This window comes from Photobacterium sp. GJ3 (assembly GCF_018199995.1).
In the GTDB taxonomy this organism is placed as follows: Bacteria; Pseudomonadota; Gammaproteobacteria; order Enterobacterales; family Vibrionaceae; genus Photobacterium.
Genome location: NZ_CP073578.1, coordinates 1,301,212 through 1,316,854, shown reverse-complemented (window position 1 = coordinate 1,316,854; position 15,643 = coordinate 1,301,212). Strand labels below are relative to the sequence as shown.

Annotated in this window: 11 protein-coding genes and 1 pseudogene; 7 read left to right on the top strand and 5 right to left on the bottom strand. The window is 48.9% G+C overall.

Translation table 11 applies throughout. The annotated features are described in order from the left end of the window. Positions 1 to 242: 242 nt before the first annotated feature. Complete coding sequence (locus tag KDD30_RS05815; protein WP_211648014.1) at positions 243 to 1,001, bottom strand: sulfite exporter TauE/SafE family protein; 759 nt, start codon at positions 999 to 1,001, stop codon at positions 243 to 245. A gap of 405 nt (positions 1,002 to 1,406) precedes the next feature. Here KDD30_RS05815 and KDD30_RS05810 point away from each other — a divergent pair. Together KDD30_RS05810 and KDD30_RS05805 are read left to right on the top strand one after the other, a co-directional pair. Continuing rightward, positions 1,407 to 3,713, top strand: a pseudogene (locus KDD30_RS05810) (chitinase C-terminal domain-containing protein); the annotation flags it as partial. A 480-nt stretch (positions 3,714 to 4,193) separates the two neighbouring features. After that, entirely contained in the window at positions 4,194 to 4,841 is a 648-nt protein-coding gene (locus KDD30_RS05805; RefSeq protein ID WP_211648010.1) for a murein L,D-transpeptidase catalytic domain family protein, read from the top strand. Positions 4,842 to 5,337: 496 nt separating this feature from the next. On the opposite strand, the gene ald is transcribed toward KDD30_RS05805, so the two are convergent. Both ald and KDD30_RS05795 read right to left on the bottom strand, forming a co-directional pair. Continuing rightward, entirely contained in the window at positions 5,338 to 6,453 is a 1,116-nt protein-coding gene (gene ald, locus KDD30_RS05800; RefSeq protein WP_211648008.1) for an alanine dehydrogenase, read from the bottom strand. A 444-nt stretch (positions 6,454 to 6,897) separates the two neighbouring features. After that, on the bottom strand, positions 6,898 to 7,164 hold the full coding sequence (locus KDD30_RS05795; RefSeq protein WP_211648006.1) for a hypothetical protein: 267 nt from the start codon (positions 7,162 to 7,164) through the stop codon (positions 6,898 to 6,900). A 133-nt stretch (positions 7,165 to 7,297) separates the two neighbouring features. On the opposite strand from KDD30_RS05795, the gene KDD30_RS05790 reads away from it, so the two are divergent. The 3 genes from KDD30_RS05790 to KDD30_RS05780 all read left to right on the top strand — a co-directional run bounded on the left by KDD30_RS05790 (position 7,298) and on the right by KDD30_RS05780 (position 10,759). Next, positions 7,298 to 8,212, top strand: coding sequence for a LysR substrate-binding domain-containing protein (locus KDD30_RS05790; protein ID WP_211648004.1), 915 nt, complete (start codon positions 7,298 to 7,300; stop codon positions 8,210 to 8,212). 108 nt (positions 8,213 to 8,320) lie between these two features. Next, positions 8,321 to 9,439 (top strand): adenosine deaminase, encoded by a 1,119-nt coding sequence (locus tag KDD30_RS05785; protein ID WP_211648002.1) that lies wholly within the window; start codon positions 8,321 to 8,323, stop codon positions 9,437 to 9,439. 12 nt (positions 9,440 to 9,451) lie between these two features. Beyond that, positions 9,452 to 10,759, top strand: coding sequence for an NCS2 family permease (locus KDD30_RS05780; protein WP_211648000.1), 1,308 nt, complete (start codon positions 9,452 to 9,454; stop codon positions 10,757 to 10,759). 63 nt (positions 10,760 to 10,822) lie between these two features. On the opposite strand, the gene KDD30_RS05775 is transcribed toward KDD30_RS05780, so the two are convergent. Then, positions 10,823 to 11,434, bottom strand: a complete 612-nt coding sequence (locus KDD30_RS05775) for a 2OG-Fe(II) oxygenase (protein ID WP_211647998.1) — start codon at positions 11,432 to 11,434, stop codon at positions 10,823 to 10,825. Between the two features lie 135 nt (positions 11,435 to 11,569). Beyond that, a complete protein-coding gene (locus KDD30_RS05770; RefSeq protein WP_211647996.1) occupies positions 11,570 to 12,637 on the bottom strand; it encodes an alpha/beta hydrolase in 1,068 nt (355 codons plus the stop codon). Positions 12,638 to 12,808: 171 nt separating this feature from the next. Between KDD30_RS05770 and KDD30_RS05765 the strand changes: the two genes are divergently transcribed. Together KDD30_RS05765 and KDD30_RS05760 are read left to right on the top strand one after the other, a co-directional pair. Beyond that, on the top strand, positions 12,809 to 13,444 hold the full coding sequence (locus tag KDD30_RS05765; RefSeq protein ID WP_211647994.1) for a transglutaminase family protein: 636 nt from the start codon (positions 12,809 to 12,811) through the stop codon (positions 13,442 to 13,444). Between the two features lie 180 nt (positions 13,445 to 13,624). After that, a complete protein-coding gene (locus KDD30_RS05760) occupies positions 13,625 to 14,365 on the top strand; it encodes a GntR family transcriptional regulator (protein ID WP_249199208.1) in 741 nt (246 codons plus the stop codon). Positions 14,366 to 15,643 lie beyond the last annotated feature (1,278 nt).

Sequence of the window (15,643 nt, the reverse complement as noted above, 5' to 3'; positions counted from 1 at the left end):
TAACACTCATTAAAAATGAAACTTTAGATCCCCAAATTGAAATAATGCTTAAAAAAAAATCAAAAATAGAAAAAAGCCGGGATTAACCTTACTTCAACAAAGGTTAATCCCGGCTTTTTCCGATTTGAACATGTATGAATGTGTGACAAATTGAATAATAAAAACAGCAAGAGCCGAATCATGCTATTTATAAATTTGGCACCGTTTTGATGTTCATTTATTTAACAAATCATCCCTTGCATTTAATGAATCATTGCCGCGATACAGCCACAAAGGGTCATTAAAAACAAAAACCACTTCAGCGTTTTTGCGCTGGCCTGAATCGCAAATTTAACTGCCAGATGCGTTCCGAATATGGTGCCCGCAGCCAGAATAAGTCCCGGTACCCAAAGCACCAATCCCTCGTATATAAAAAGGATCAGGGCAACCACAGTGAACATCAGCGTACAGAGCATTTTCAGCGCATTGGCCCGAACCAGATCGTACCTTAATGTTCCAGCCAAAGCCGCCAGTAAGACGAACCCGACTCCCGCCTGAACGAATCCGCCATAAAATCCGGCTAGACCCAACCCCCACCAGGAACTGGGTGTGTCTGCCACTTTCCGTGCAATGGTGCCAGGCTCTGGCGCAACTGCCGCTGGTTTCAGCAGAATAATCAACGCCATCGCCAGCATGGTGCCCAGCAACAAAGGTTTAATCCAGGACGAAGGGGCATATGCAGCAGCCGCGGCCCCGACCAAACCACCGATGATCGTTGGCACCATAATGGGCCCGGTGTCCGTCATATCCAGTTTACCGTGACGGCGAAAACCAAACACTGCAGTGATCGCCTGTAACACAACACCTAAACGGTTGGTCGCATTCGCGACCTCAGCGGGCATCCCCATCACCATCAGCGCAGGCAATGTCAGGTTAGATCCCCCACCCGCTAACGTATTGATAATTCCTGCAATGAATCCCGTGAACAATAATAATGATGCATGGAAAAGGGTGATGTCCATTCGGAATCCTGTCCTCAATTGTCAAATGAATGTAAACCTGAAAATTAACATAGTTCATCTGTAATGTATCGCTAATGCCATGATGATCCTGATTTTTTACCCTGTAAATTTAAAGCGAGATTTGATTACCTGCACAAAATAACATCATAAATGTTACAGAAATGTGCTTTTTTATTGTGATCATTAGCTAATAAATGAATAAATATGCTCGGTATCTGCCACAAAAATCCTATAGTTATTTCACAGCTAATTTTAAGCTTGTTACTTATTTTGTTTGTTTGTTTTTCTCTTAAAGGAACCATAGTGATGTTGAACCTGAAAATGCACTGTCTGCATGCGAAGCGCGGCTTTACGCTCGCCACACTGAGTGCCGCGTGTTTATTAAGCTTTCAATCCCAGGCGGCGGCGAACTGCCGGCCTGATGGTCTGTATCAAACACCGGGCGTCAATGTCCCTTACTGTACGGTTTATGATCAGGATGGCCGTGAAAAAATGGGGGCCGATCATGCACGACGCGTGATTGGTTATTTCACCAGCTGGCGTAGCAGTGGCGACGACCAGAACAACTATCTGGTCAGTGATATTCCCTGGGAAAACCTGACCCACATTAACTACGCCTTTGTCAGTATCGGTTCTGACGGAAAAGTGAACATCGGGAACGTGAACGATCCCAATAACCCTGCCGTTGGGAAAGAGTGGCCTGGTGTTGAAGTCGATCCGGCGCTTGGATTTAAAGGTCACTTCGGTGCACTGGCAACAGCAAAAGCAAAACACGGTGTGAAGACACTCATCTCAATTGGTGGCTGGGCTGAAACCGGTGGCCATTTCGACGAAAACGGCAACCGTGTTGCTGATGGTGGCTTCTACACCATGACGACCAATGCAGACGGCAGCATCAATCATCAGGGAATCCAAACCTTTGCTGACTCTGCGGTCGCAATGATGCGCCAATATCAATTTGATGGTCTGGATATCGACTACGAGTATCCGACCAGCATGCAAGGTGCAGGAAATCCGGATGACTTCGCATACTCAGATGCCATGCGCCCCCATTTGATGAAGTCTTACCATGAATTGATGAAAGTGTTGCGTGAAAAGCTGGATCAAGCCAGTGCGCAGGATGGACACCACTACATGCTGACCATTGCAGCACCGTCTTCCGGTTATCTGCTGCGTGGTATGGAAACCATGTCTATCAATAAGTATCTCGATTACGTCAACATCATGACCTATGACCTGCATGGGGCATGGAATGACTATGTCGGTCACAATGCTTCCCTGTTTGACAGCGGCCTGGATGCAGAGCTTGAAGCGGGCAACGTTTACGGCACAGCACAGTACAAAAAAACCGGTTATCTGAACACCGACTGGGCCTACCACTACTTCCGCGGCTCCATGCCAGCCGGACGAATTAACATCGGTGTTCCGTATTATACGCGTGGCTGGCAAGGCGTGAATGGCGGAACCAACGGCCTCTGGGGTCTGGCTGCTCTGCCAAACCAGAGCGACTGCCCTGCCGGTACAGGTGCAGGAACCAGCAAGTGTGGTTACGGTGCGGTTGGGATCGACAACATGTGGCACGACAAAGATGCCAATGGCAATGAAATGGGCGCGGGTTCGAACCCAATGTGGCACGCAATGAACCTGGCCAACGGTATTTACGGGACATATACCGCCGCTTATGGTCTGGATCCGGTGAATGATCCGCAAGATGCACTGACCGGTACTTACACCCGTCATTATGACAGCGTTTCTGTTGCTCCTTGGCTATGGAATGCAGAGAAGAAAGTCTTCCTGTCTACCGAGGATCAAGAGTCTATCAACACCAAAGCGAACTACGTCGTCGATCAAGGTATAGGCGGGATCATGTTCTGGGAACTGGCGGGCGACTATAGCTGTTATAACCTGGATGCCAGCGGCAACCGTACGACTGTCGATCCAACAGAAAACGCTTGTAAAACTGGCAACGGTGAATATCACATGGGTAATACCATGACCAAAGCCATCTACGATAAGTTTGCGAATGCGACACCTTACGGCAATACCCTTGCTGAAGGCGCCATTCCAACACATGCCGTCAACGTTGACGTTGCTGTGTCCGGTTTTAAAGTTGGTGATCAGAACTATCCGTTGAACCCAACCATGACCCTGACCAATAAAACAGGTCAGGCACTGCCAGGCGGCACAGAGTTCCAGTTCGATATTCCAACCTCAACGCCGGACAACATGAGCGATCAATCAGGTGCAAACCTGCAGGTCATCGCATCCGGCCATACCCGTGGCGATAACATCGGCGGTCTGGACGGTAATTTCCATCGTGTTGCTTTCACCCTGCCAAGCTGGAAACAGCTGGCGAATAACGAAAGCTTTGAACTGACGCTGAATTACTTCCTGCCCATTTCCGGTCCGGCAAACTACAGCGTTCGTATCAACAACACAGACTATGCCCTCGCCTTCGAACAACCTGATTTGCCACTGGCTGACCTGAATAATGGTGGTGGTGACAACGGCGGCGGTGACAATGGCGGTACCTGCTCAACAACGGGTTTGAATACTTATCCAAACTGGCCGCAAACTGACTGGCAAGGTAATCCGAGCCACGCAGCAACCGGTGACAAAATTATCCACAATGGCGTTGTCTATCAGGCCAAATGGTGGACGAGCTCTGTCCCTGGCAGCGATGGCAGTTGGGAAACGGTTTGTACCATTTAATCCTTTCAAAGGATGAGTCAACTTTAGCGGGCAGTTTTGCCCGCTTTTTTTGTCATCGCCTGCGAGAACACTGCATACAGCCTGTTTGTTTTTTAACCCACAGACAAACGAGCTAGGCAAAAAAATTCGAGATAAAGCTCAAAAATCGAACAAACAGAACGGATAGAGTAAATTTTATTATTTCTCTGCTGTGTCTTGTTTTTTTATTTTTGAAAACAGACAGCTAGCTGATTCAGATTTCCGATTTTGAAACAATCGTCTGTCAAAACAAATGACAAAAATAAACTTTGATTAAACAATGTTCATTTTTTAATGTGCTGTTTTATATTAATAAATGAATCAAGAGTGAGAAATTTAACAGGACCCTGACTTAACTCGATTTGACAAAATCCTTATAAAGAGAGGGCTAAAAAATTCAAATCCTATGATAGAGTCGCTTTGTCTTTGGCATAAACCAATTAGAAGAGTGTTATCAGGGAAATGAAACGAGCCATCTACTTTTTTATTTTAATTTTTTGTTATATACCACAATTTGCATCTGCAACGACTATTCAGAGTACGGTTCAGCAACCACAAAAAAATACAGATCTTGTCGCAAAATATGTGTATGAGAAAGCTGGATTGAAAGGAAAGCTGGATTTCGATGTCTTTAAAAATGGATATCACGCTTATTACAATGCGCAGGGCCGTAAAAAACAGTTACTGACCATTATTGATTACAGTAAACCTTCAACTGAAAAACGTTTCTTTGTGGTCGATCTGAAAACAAACCGACTTCTCTTTCACACCTATGTCACGCATGGTGTCAACAGTGGCGGGGTAACCGCAAAACATTTCTCAAACATCGTTAATTCACGTCAGACATCTTTGGGCACATTTCTGACCGATACAACGTATTACGGTGGAAATGGTTACTCGCTTCGTCTTGATGGACTCACCAAGGGGATGAACGATAATGCGCGTCGACGCTACATCGTGGTCCATGGTGCGCCTTATGCAACGGAAGATTTCATTCGCAGACATGGCTATTTAGGCCGCAGTTGGGGCTGCCCTGCTTTACCGAAGCATTTATCGAAAAAAATCATTGATACGATTAAAGGTGGCAGCGTGATCTACGCTCGAGCATAATTCAAACAATCTGCTTCCTTTTCATCTTTGCCTTTATGTTCGCATAAAGGCTTTTTTCTTTGTCAGAGAAATATCAATTCCTGCTTTCATCCCGAATTCTGATGCAGTGATCTCAATTTCAGTTTCTGTTTTACCTGCCATGAATTCATTCCCAGACAAAACTATCCAAACCTTCAGACAGAACCGACTTAGTTTCTGAAATAAATCGCAGTTGTCATACCGGCAATTTTTTATGTATGGATGATTTCCTTCTGCCTTCTCTCTGAGTTTCCTGACCCTGCCCCTCAATAGGATTCATTTCTCCCTGCCGCGTGATGAATACCTGATCGTCGCTGAACGAAAATAGAAAGAACTGGCGGCCCAATAACGTCCATCAATGAAATGCTCACACTTTCGCTTTTCCGAAGTGACCCAAACCAACCCGAGCCGAAGAGTCATAAAAATAAAAAATCCCCGCCGAGGCAGGGATTTATCAATACTTTTTGAGATGTTGCTTTTAGGCCAGTACTTCAGCCGCATCAACAAATGGCAGATCCAACGCTGTGGATACTTCGTGGCATGTAATCTGGCCACGATAAACGTTCAGACCGTTCAGCAGGTGCTTGTCTTCTTTCAGCGCCGCTTTGTAGCCTTTGTTTGCCAGTTTCAGAATGTATGGCAGTGTCACGTTGTTCAGTGCGAACGTTGATGTACGGGCAACAGCACCCGGCATGTTCGCCACACAGTAGTGTACAACATCGTCAACGATGAAAGTTGGCTCGCTGTGTGTCGTCGCGTGAGAAGTTTCGACACAGCCCCCCTGGTCGATTGCAACATCGACAATGGCAGAGCCTGGTTTCATCTTCTTGATCATTTCAGCCGTCACCAGCTTCGGTGCAGCAGCACCGGCAACCAGAACACCGCCAATCACCAGATCCGCTTCCAGCACGTGCTTTTCAATCGCATCTTTCGTTGAGTACACGCACTGAACTTTGCCTTCAAACTGAGCATCCAGCTTACGCAGAACATCAATGCTGCGATCCAGTACAACGACGTTTGCACGCAGGCCAACAGCCATTTGTGCTGCATTGGCACCGACGACGCCGCCACCGATGATGACCACTTTCGCTGGTTCAACACCTGGAACACCTGCCAGCAGCATACCGCTACCACCCCGTGATTTTTCCAGTGCAAACGCGCCCGCCTGAATCGACATACGGCCAGCCACTTCAGACATTGGCGCCAGCAGTGGCAGACGACCCGCATCATCGGTGACCGTTTCATAAGCAATACACACCGCCTTGCTGTTCACCAGGTCATGCGTTTGCTCTGGGTCCGGTGCCAAGTGCAGGTATGTAAACAGAATCTGACCTTCACGCAGCATTGCACGCTCAACAGCCTGAGGCTCTTTCACTTTCACAATCATTTCAGCTTCTGCAAACACATCCGCTGCAGTTGGCAGAATTTTCGCACCTGCATCGATGTAGTCCTGATCGCTGAAACCGATACCGGCACCCGCCTGAGTTTCAACATAAACTGTGTGGCCATGTGCAACCGCTTCGTTCACAGAAGCTGGCACCATACCCACGCGATACTCATGAACTTTAATTTCCTTCGGTACACCAATAATCATGTTTGTTTCCTTGCTGCTTGTCAGAGGTTGCGGAAACAATAATGGAATAAAGCTGAAATGTGTCACCGTTTTTTAACCTAAAACCAACAAATGAAACCAATCAGTACCAAGAACTCAGCATATCATGCTGTTTTTGACTTTCGTCACACGACAAAAGCTCAAAAAAAACACCATTTTCAGCCCCCATCACTGGTTTCAACCCTAAATCATGGCCTTTAAGTCTGAATATCATGTAAAGCACAGAACATATATCCTTATTGATAAGATTAATAAATCAAAAAAGTGCAGTCATGCTGAGTCGTTTAGATAGACCGAATTAAATGCTGGTTCTGCGGGATTGAGACCGCGCTTCAATGGGATGAATGACTATTGAGAAAGGATTTCAAGGAGATCATAAAAAACGCCACAGTCTGTGGCGTTGCATGTTCAGGATTCTGAATGCGGTTATTCGTCCCCTTCCCAGGGCATTTCCGGCAAAGCATCCAGATGTTCTGAATAGCGCTTCAGGTTAAATTCACCGTCATTTTTGGCAACGTCGAAGACTTCAACGGAGAGCGCGCAAGCGATCATCTCAATCGCTTCTTCTCTTGGCGTGCCAGTCATCACCAAACGCATCAATGTTTCTTTGACTTTGATTGGATTGCCGTCTGCCAGCTGGTTCTCAACCGTTTCAACAAGCATTTCGCCTGTCATGATGTCGTCGTCTTGCATGTTCCTATCCTTCATTCATCGGGAAATTCAGGCTCATACTACCGCAGCGGCTCATTGAACACTATGACTCTCGCCGATTGCTTCACCAGCGGGGTATACTCTTCTCTGGGTTGCAGGATAGAAGTGAGCTTCAATGAACTTAGATACCAAATGGCTGGAAGATTTTGTGGCTTTGTGTGAAGTCAGAAATTTCTCCCGCGCTGCCGAAATCCGACACATCACTCAGCCTGCATTCGGACGTCATATCAAATCACTGGAAGAAGCCGTCGGGATGCAGTTAGTTGACCGGAGTACAACCCCTGTCAGCCTGACCGACGCAGGAAAGCAGTTTCACTCTTTAGCCCGGACACTCATCAGTCAGCTCGACCAGGGTGTTGCTCAGATCCACAGCCACCAGCGCCCTGTTTTTACACCATTACGTATCGCAACACCGCATTCTCTGGCTTCGCCAACACTGATGAACCTAATGGATATCGCCTCGAAGGAACTGACGCTTGAATACAGCGTGGATGTTCTACGGCTCGACTATGCGATTGAGTCTCTGGCCGAGGGCCGGTGTGATTTTCTGCTGGCATTTGACTCGCTGGCACTTCACCAGCCGCCGTTCCAGAATCTTTGCATCGGAACGGGGCATTTTTATCTGGTTTCAGCGACCGAGCCTTCCGGGACCCCGATCTTCACGCCGTCGGCCAGCTCAGAAACACCGTTGTTACGATACTCCCCCGAAAGCTATACCGCACGACTCATCGAAACAACATTGGGTCAACCGGCCAGTTTTCCCAGTCATCCGGTCTTTGAATCTTCCATGTGTCAGCTTCATAAAGAGATGGCACTGCGAGGTAAAGGCGTCGCCTGGCTGCCCGATTGCCTGATTCAGGAAGAACTCGCTCAGAATACCTTGTGCCTGATTCGTCCGGATGAATGGCGGATTCCCTATAAAATCCGCCTGTATCGCAATCAGGCACGATTACCGGACCTGGCTGAAACCTTCTGGCGATTTCTCGTACAACAGACTGCGCAAGGCTGGCAATTAATTCGGGAACAATAGCTTCATCAACCTCCGCCGATGCAGAAACAGCACAGACATACCAAAAACGGCATTTCACAACGCCATCAGGGATCGACACACTGCGGTCATTGATGTGATTCCCTGAGAATGGATGCTGTGAGTTCCCTGAGTTTAACTGAATTTATTCGCCGCCTGCCCAAGGCCGACATTCATTACCACCTGTTAGGTGGCGTCCGTCTGGAGACCATGCTTGATCTGGCCCGCAAGTATGGCGTCGATTTGCCTGAGTCGGAGGCCAGAAGCTACTACCGTGCTTATCAAACACCGGGCGGGCCCCGCAAGGGCGGGATTGCTGCGTTGACTTTTCTGTACAGCCTGATGCAGGAAGCGGAAGATTATGCACGCGTCTTACTGGAAGTTGCCGAAGATGCACACCACAGCGGTGTGAAATATATTGAGACTTTCTGGAATCCGTCGGATGTCTGTCTGCCGTATGAAACCGTGAATCAGGCACTGATTAAAGCCATTGCGCAAAGCCAGCGTGACTTTGAGATCACGATTCGGCTGATCCCTTCGATCAACCGTGAAAAAAGCCCGGAAGAAGCCGTCGCCATGGTCGAGGCCATGATTGCTCACCCGCACCCTTATGTGTTGGGTATCGGCATTGATTACAAAGAGCATCAGGCGCCAGTCGAACATTTCTGGAAAGCGTATCAGCTGGCCAGCAGACACGGCTATCAGCTCACCGCGCATTGTTCTGAATTCGGACTGCACTGGCGCAATGTTGAAACCGGAATCGAGCTGATCGGTGTGGATCGCATTGATCACGGCTACAGCATCATCGACAATCCGGCGCTGACCCGGAAATACGCGGCATTGGGGATTCCCTTCACCGTGGTTCCCTCGAACACCTACTTCCTGCAGCAATGGCCCGATCATGACACCTGGTGTCAGAAGCATCCAATCCGGGCCATGGCAAAAGCCGGGCTGAATATCATCCCGTGTACGGATGACTGGCATATGCACGACACCACCACGACCAAGTGTTATCAGGTGATGGTAGAAGATTTGGGTTTTGATGTACTCAGTCTGAAAACCATGATGTGCAACAGTCTGGCTGCCAGCTGGATGCCGCAGATTCAAAAAGAACAGTGGACCGCTGAGTGGTGCCGCATGTTCGATGCGTTATACGCAGCACTTGAAGACCAGCCCGGAGACAGTGCAGAAGACCTGATCCGGTATCGACGTGAACAAACAATAAAATAACGGAAGAGAACCATGGAACGTTTGAAGGACTATTTTAAACTCAGGGAAAACGGCACAGACATCAGAACTGAGTTCATTGCCGGATTCACCACATTTGCCACCATGGCCTATGTCGTGGCTGTCGTGCCCGGGATGCTGAGTAAAGGCGGGATCCCTTTCGCCTCGGCGATGACCGTCACCGTCATCATGACGATTCTGACGACACTGGCGATGGCCATTTACACCAACCGCCCTTTCATTCTGGCGCCGGGTTTAGGCAGCGTTGCAATTTTCTCATACACCCTGCTGGGAAGCGGCGTTCCGCTGCCCGTCGCTTCGGGCATTGTATTTATCAGCGGCGTGCTGTTTATGCTGGTTTCTTTCCTCGGGATCCGCAACTTCATCGTCCAGATCATTCCGCCAAGCATTAAAGTATCCGTCGGCGTGGGTATCGGCCTGTTTATTGCCCTGCTTGGGCTGAAACAGGCCGGCATTGTCGTCGCGAATGCAAAGAAGAATGTGCTGATTTTCGGGGATCTCACTTCCGTGGATGCCTTACTGGCCTTTTTCGGATTCTTTCTGGTCCTGTTTTTCGTTGCCCGGAAGACTCGGGGCGGCATCATTCTGGCCGTATTACTGACCACGCTGGCCGGGATTCCACTTGGCGTGACTCAATTGCCGGATCACCTGTTTGCAATGCCAGGTGGTGTCGACGACCTGCTGTTCCAGCTCGATATCGCCGGTGCACTCTCACCACAATATCTGCCATTTCTGCTGGCATTCTTTATTCCGGATTTCTTCTCAACACTGGGGACGTTACTGGGGGTTGGTGCACAGGCGGGATATCTGGACAAAAACGGCAACCTGCCGGGCATTGAGAAAAACTTCCATGTTGATTCCTGTGCCACAACCTTTGGTTCACTGTTTTCCTGTCCGGTTCTGACCACTTATCTGGAAAGTTCTGCCGGTGTTGAAGCCGGAGGCCGGACCGGGCTCACCGGCGTGTTTACTGCAGCACTCTTCGTGCTGACGCTCTTTATCTCGCCGCTGGTCACACTGATTCCAACCGTGGCGACCGCGCCGGTTCTGATTTACATCGGCTTTTCGATGATGTCTTCCATGCGTAAAGTGAACTACGACGACATCACACAGTACCTGCCTGCCTTCGTTTGTGTGGCGATGACTATCTTCAGCTTTAACTCAGGCAATGGTATTGCGGCGGCAATGGTCGTGTATGCATTTCTGAAGCTGGCCACCGGTCGGTTGAAAGAAGATCACTGGTCGGTCTATGCCATTGCACTGGCGATGATTTATTACTTTTACGTCGTTGCTGGCCACTGATCGACAGGCGTTGTTTCAATTCAGAAATAAAAAAACCTGCCTCGGCAGGTTTTTTTAGCAATCTTACACCGCAATATCCAGACTTGCGCCATTGACGCCGTTCAGGCGGAACCAGCCGGCAATACTGAAGCGTTTCCGGTGTGCGGGCAAAACTTCATGTGGAAAATCTTCCGATAAAAATACCACTAACCGGCCACCTTTAGGCGTCAGCCGTGTCAGGAAACTTTCATCATCCCGATATATCACCAGTTCGCCGCCATCCGATGCCTGCCAGTCCTGATCGTTGAGATAGAAAACTGTGGTCAGCTTCCGGTTGGCTCGTCCACGAAAGCTGTCTCGATGCTTCTGATAAAAAGCCCCTTCCTCGTATTTGGCAAAATGCGCCTCATACTCAAACAGGCCCAGATACAGGGACCGGTTTGCCGCCTGACGAATGGCTTCCATTTTCTCGAGATAAGCCTGAACCGGCTGCCCCATGGTTTCAGACAACCAATGGATTTTGTCGCTGCGAATCGATTTCACCAGCGTATGCTCATCCTGCCGCCCAACACCAGCCTGTGACCACTCGGAAGGCAGACACTGATACAGTGCCCTGACTTCATCAACCGAAAGAAAATCGTCCCACACACACCAGCCCTGCATATGCAGAGCATCAATCATGGCTTCAATGTCCATGGTGAGCCTGTTCGTAAACCTAAGATGCAGGCTTTATAGACACTCGCTCACAGGTACTCAAATCATTTCATTCATGGATGCGTGCAGTAAAATTCATGGATAAAAAAATTCAATCATGCTGGCAAATTTATTCAATCATACCGATAAACTGTTCCCGAGCACCCAGCCCTGAATCTGCATCGCGACTTTTGGATGAGTCAGTAACTCCATATGTGTGATCCCGCCACCAACCCATTGGTTTTCAGGCGGAAATTCCACGGCCAGTTGATGTGGCGTTGCTTCACCCAGCGCGCTGGATACCGGCACCAGTCCATCACCGATGCGACGATTCCTTTCTTCTTCCACACTCCGGCTCAGACAACTGGCAATCGCGAAACAAGCCACATGATCCGGCAAGGGCGGACGCATCTGGCTGGTATAAGGCGGATCCCGCTCCCAGTCTGAGTGGCAAATCACGCCCCGGCTCAGGTCCTTACTGCCAGCACTGCGCATGCCGGTCAGATTTGAAAAGGGACGCAAATAAGGGACAGAAGCACTGCGTGCTTCAATCCAGCTCGCCATTTGGGCCAGCGGTGCACCATTGTGCGGACTGCCCAGCGTCATCAAAGTCGCCAGTTTCTTCAGCCAGCCTACCTGATGTCTGGCGGCATAGAAGCAGGCACTGCGGCAAACCAGCCCACCCATACTGTGGCCAATCAGGACAATTTCTTTCACTTCACACGGCCATGCCTGAACCAGTTGTTCAAGCATCAGGGCAAAGTCTTCTCCGTTCTGTGAAATATGTCGTCCTGTGTTATAGCGCAAATAAACGGGTGAATAGCCAAATTGAACGAGGCTCCGGCCATGGTCGTGTGGTTTGCGTTGCCATTGGCTGTCGTTCATGCACCAGCCATGGACACAAATCGCAATCCGGGGCTGGGGAGAAACCAGTTGACCCGCCAGCGTCAGCGAATCCAGACTCAGCCGCCCCATCTGGCTGCTGAAACCCAAGGTCTGCGCCAGACGGCTCCGACGTTCCGCCAGAGCATCACCCATCACCCCATTGAGTGTTGCAATCACTAAATCACTCGGTGCAGCAGGTAATCCGGTTTCAATCAACTCCCCCAGCTCGGCCTTCCATTGTGTGGAGTTGACAGACACTTTCTCAGAAAGATCATTGAGTAGCAGTTGCAACGTCCGGTTGATTCGATGTTTTAAGACCATAAAGTCCCTCCTCGCTTTCCTAAGCTTCCGCGCTTCATCCAGGAAGGTCAAGATTCAGTCAATGTGAAACACTTCAAGCATTGAGACAAAACTCAGCATGAGAAGTCGCGAACTTAGAGTACAGACTCTAATCTATGCCAGACGGATAAAAATACAATCAAGAGAGCAACCATGGACGCTTACCTGAAAGAAACCGCATATTTCGATTTTCATCACCCGGATATCGAAGCCTTTAATCATAAAGTCACTGCCCGTAGCCTCAAAGACAAAGCGATTCAAATTTACTATCTTGTCCGGGATGAAATTGTTTACAACCCTTACACGCTGCAAGATGGATTACCCAGCCTGAAAGCCAGTTATTGTTTACAGAATTATCAGGCATATTGCATCCCAAAAGCATCGCTGATGGTAGCACTTTGCCGGTTGAATGGGATCCCCGCACGTCTGGGACTTGCAGATGTTATCAATCACTTATCAACACCGGCACTAGTCGAATGGCTGGGCACAGACTACTTTGCACTGCATGGCTATGCAGAGATCTTCCTGAAAGGCCGATGGATAAAAGTGACCCCCGTCTTTCATCAGGCACTTTGTGACAAGTTTAATGTGGCTGCTTTGGAATTTGATGGAGAACATGATGCCATTCTCCATTCGGCCACAAAAGATGGCAGCAAACATATGGAGTATGTAAAATATCACGGTTATTTTGATGATATGCCGGTTGAATTTATTCAGGAAACCGCTGTTGAGGTTTACCCTCGCTTTGCTGCCATTTTTCACATTGATGACACGGCCCCGCTTCAATAATGACTCATCAACATGGGTCAGCGGAGTGCAATTCATTCGAAGAATGACACTCCCTGACTCACTTTCTGCTGGTTCACAGATTTCATCTGCATATTTATTTTACGCTGAAAAGTTATTTCGCTTTTTCACGCCAATTGCATACAATGACAAAGCAGCTGGAGAAGCTTTAGGAGAGAAGTAGTGACCACGCCAGTGAAAAAGAAGTCAACGTTAAAGAAATCCCCCCCTGAAAGTGCAGCACAAACTCAGGACGATATTGTTTACGGCCATATTTTTGACGCCATTCTTGAACAGCGTCTGCCACCCAATACCAAGCTGAATGAAGAAGCGCTGGGCGAAATTTTTGGCGTCAGCCGGACCATTATCCGGCGTGCTTTGTTACGCCTGTCTGTAGAACAGATTGTTAAGATCCGGCCAAACCGCGGTGCAGTTGTCGCAGCGCCCAATGTCGAAGAAGCCCGGCAAGTACTGAAGGCCCGTGAAGTGCTGGAATTAGCGATCACCGAGCTGGCTGTAGAACATGCCACCAGTGAGCAAGTGGCGACTTTACGTGAACTGGTTGAAAAAGAGCATGCCGCATTCGACCAGGGCGATGTAGGCCGGGGAATCCGCCTGTCGGGCGAATTCCACATCCAGTTGGCTCACATGGCAAACAACCCGCCATTACTCTCCTTCCAGCGCAGTATTGTTTCTCAGACATCTTTAATCATTGCTTTATATGAAGTGGGCAACCGCGGCCAGTGTTCGTTTGATGAACATAACCAGCTACTGGATGCCATTGAAGCCGGCGAGAAAGAAAAAGCGGTCACGCTGATGCGCCACCACTTAGGCCACATCAATGCCAAACTGGCGTTGGATGATGAGGCAATCAGCAGCGATCTGCACGCAGTATTCTCAGATGTTGTTTTAAAGCGCAGATAGCCGAAACAATATCACCACAAAACAAAAACAAACATTGTATACAATCTAGACATGCCCTATACTGACTTCAGTGGGGCATGCAGCCTACGCGTTCGGTTCGGTATTGTATAAAGTCGTCGCTGCACGCTCCCACCTACCCTAATCGCCTGTTTTAGCCCAAGCTTTCCCAGTCATCTGTGCCATGTCCTCGTATTTCCTGATCTGTCTTTGCTTCAATGAGATACACACTTTGTATACAAAATCTATGATAACTACCATGATCGCACCAGCGGGGGCCTGGTCACATTCAACAGCACCTACATAAAGCTCAGTAGATCACATCAAGTCAAAGCGTCGCTTTCACTCCGGCGCACCATGGATTCCCGCCTGCGCGGGAATGACGGTAAATGGTTGAATTTAAAGCCATTCGTTGTTCCCGCGCAGGCGGGAACCCAGTGACGTTCATGCGCCGAAGTCGCGTCTGGGTGCTGTGAACGATGCTACAGAACGGCTGAACTTGGCTGTGATTTGGTCTGTGCAATGATGTTGTGAATGCGCTTTGAGCCCTGCGCTCTATGGATTCCCGCCTGCGCGGGAATGACGGTAATCGTATGAGTTATATGAAATTTGTCGTTCCCGCGCAGGCGGGAACCCAGTGACGTTGATTCGCCGAAGGCTCGTCTGGGCGCTGTGAACGATTTTACAGAAAGGCTGAACCTTGCTGGGATTTTATCTGTTCAATGATGTTTTGAACGCGCTTTGAGCCCGGCGATCTATGGATTCCCGCCTGCGCGGGAATGACGATAAATAAATGAATTTTATGAAGTTCGTCGTTCCCGCGAAGGCGGGAACCTAGTGACGTTCATGCGCCGGAGGCTCGTCTGGGTGCTGTGAACGATTTTACAGAGGCTGAACTTTGCTGGGATTTTATCTGTTCAATGATGTTTTGAACGCGCTTTGAGCCCGGCGCTCTATGGATTACCGCCTGCGCGGGAATGACGGTAATCGTATGAATTTTATAAAGTTTGTCGTTCACGCATAGGCGGGAACCCAGTGACGTTGATGCGCCGGAGCCTCATCTGGGTGCTGTGAACGATTTTACTGAAAGGCTGAACCTTGCTGGGATTTTATCTGTTCAATGATGATTTCCGTGTGTTTGTGGCCCGGCGCCCTATGGATTCCCGCCTGCGCGGGAATGACGGTAATCGTATGAATTGTATGAAATTTGTCGTTCCCGCGAAGGCGGGAACCCAGTGACGCTGGTGCGCCGAAGGCTCGTCTGAGCGCTGTGAGCAATTC

What these genes read in the sequence shown, in the direction of transcription:
- ald (WP_211648008.1), bottom strand. Translation starts at nt 6,453, where the DNA reads ATGATTATTGGTGTACCGAAGGAAATTAAAGTTCATGAGTATCGCGTG.
- KDD30_RS05805 (WP_211648010.1), top strand. Translation starts at nt 4,194, where the DNA reads ATGAAACGAGCCATCTACTTTTTTATTTTAATTTTTTGTTATATACCA.
- KDD30_RS05795 (WP_211648006.1), bottom strand. Translation starts at nt 7,164, where the DNA reads ATGCAAGACGACGACATCATGACAGGCGAAATGCTTGTTGAAACGGTT.
- KDD30_RS05770 (WP_211647996.1), bottom strand. Translation starts at nt 12,637, where the DNA reads ATGGTCTTAAAACATCGAATCAACCGGACGTTGCAACTGCTACTCAAT.
- KDD30_RS05780 (WP_211648000.1), top strand. Translation starts at nt 9,452, where the DNA reads ATGGAACGTTTGAAGGACTATTTTAAACTCAGGGAAAACGGCACAGAC.
- KDD30_RS05790 (WP_211648004.1), top strand. Translation starts at nt 7,298, where the DNA reads ATGAACTTAGATACCAAATGGCTGGAAGATTTTGTGGCTTTGTGTGAA.
- KDD30_RS05775 (WP_211647998.1), bottom strand. Translation starts at nt 11,434, where the DNA reads ATGGACATTGAAGCCATGATTGATGCTCTGCATATGCAGGGCTGGTGT.
- KDD30_RS05765 (WP_211647994.1), top strand. Translation starts at nt 12,809, where the DNA reads ATGGACGCTTACCTGAAAGAAACCGCATATTTCGATTTTCATCACCCG.
- KDD30_RS05815 (WP_211648014.1), bottom strand. Translation starts at nt 1,001, where the DNA reads ATGGACATCACCCTTTTCCATGCATCATTATTATTGTTCACGGGATTC.
- KDD30_RS05785 (WP_211648002.1), top strand. Translation starts at nt 8,321, where the DNA reads ATGGATGCTGTGAGTTCCCTGAGTTTAACTGAATTTATTCGCCGCCTG.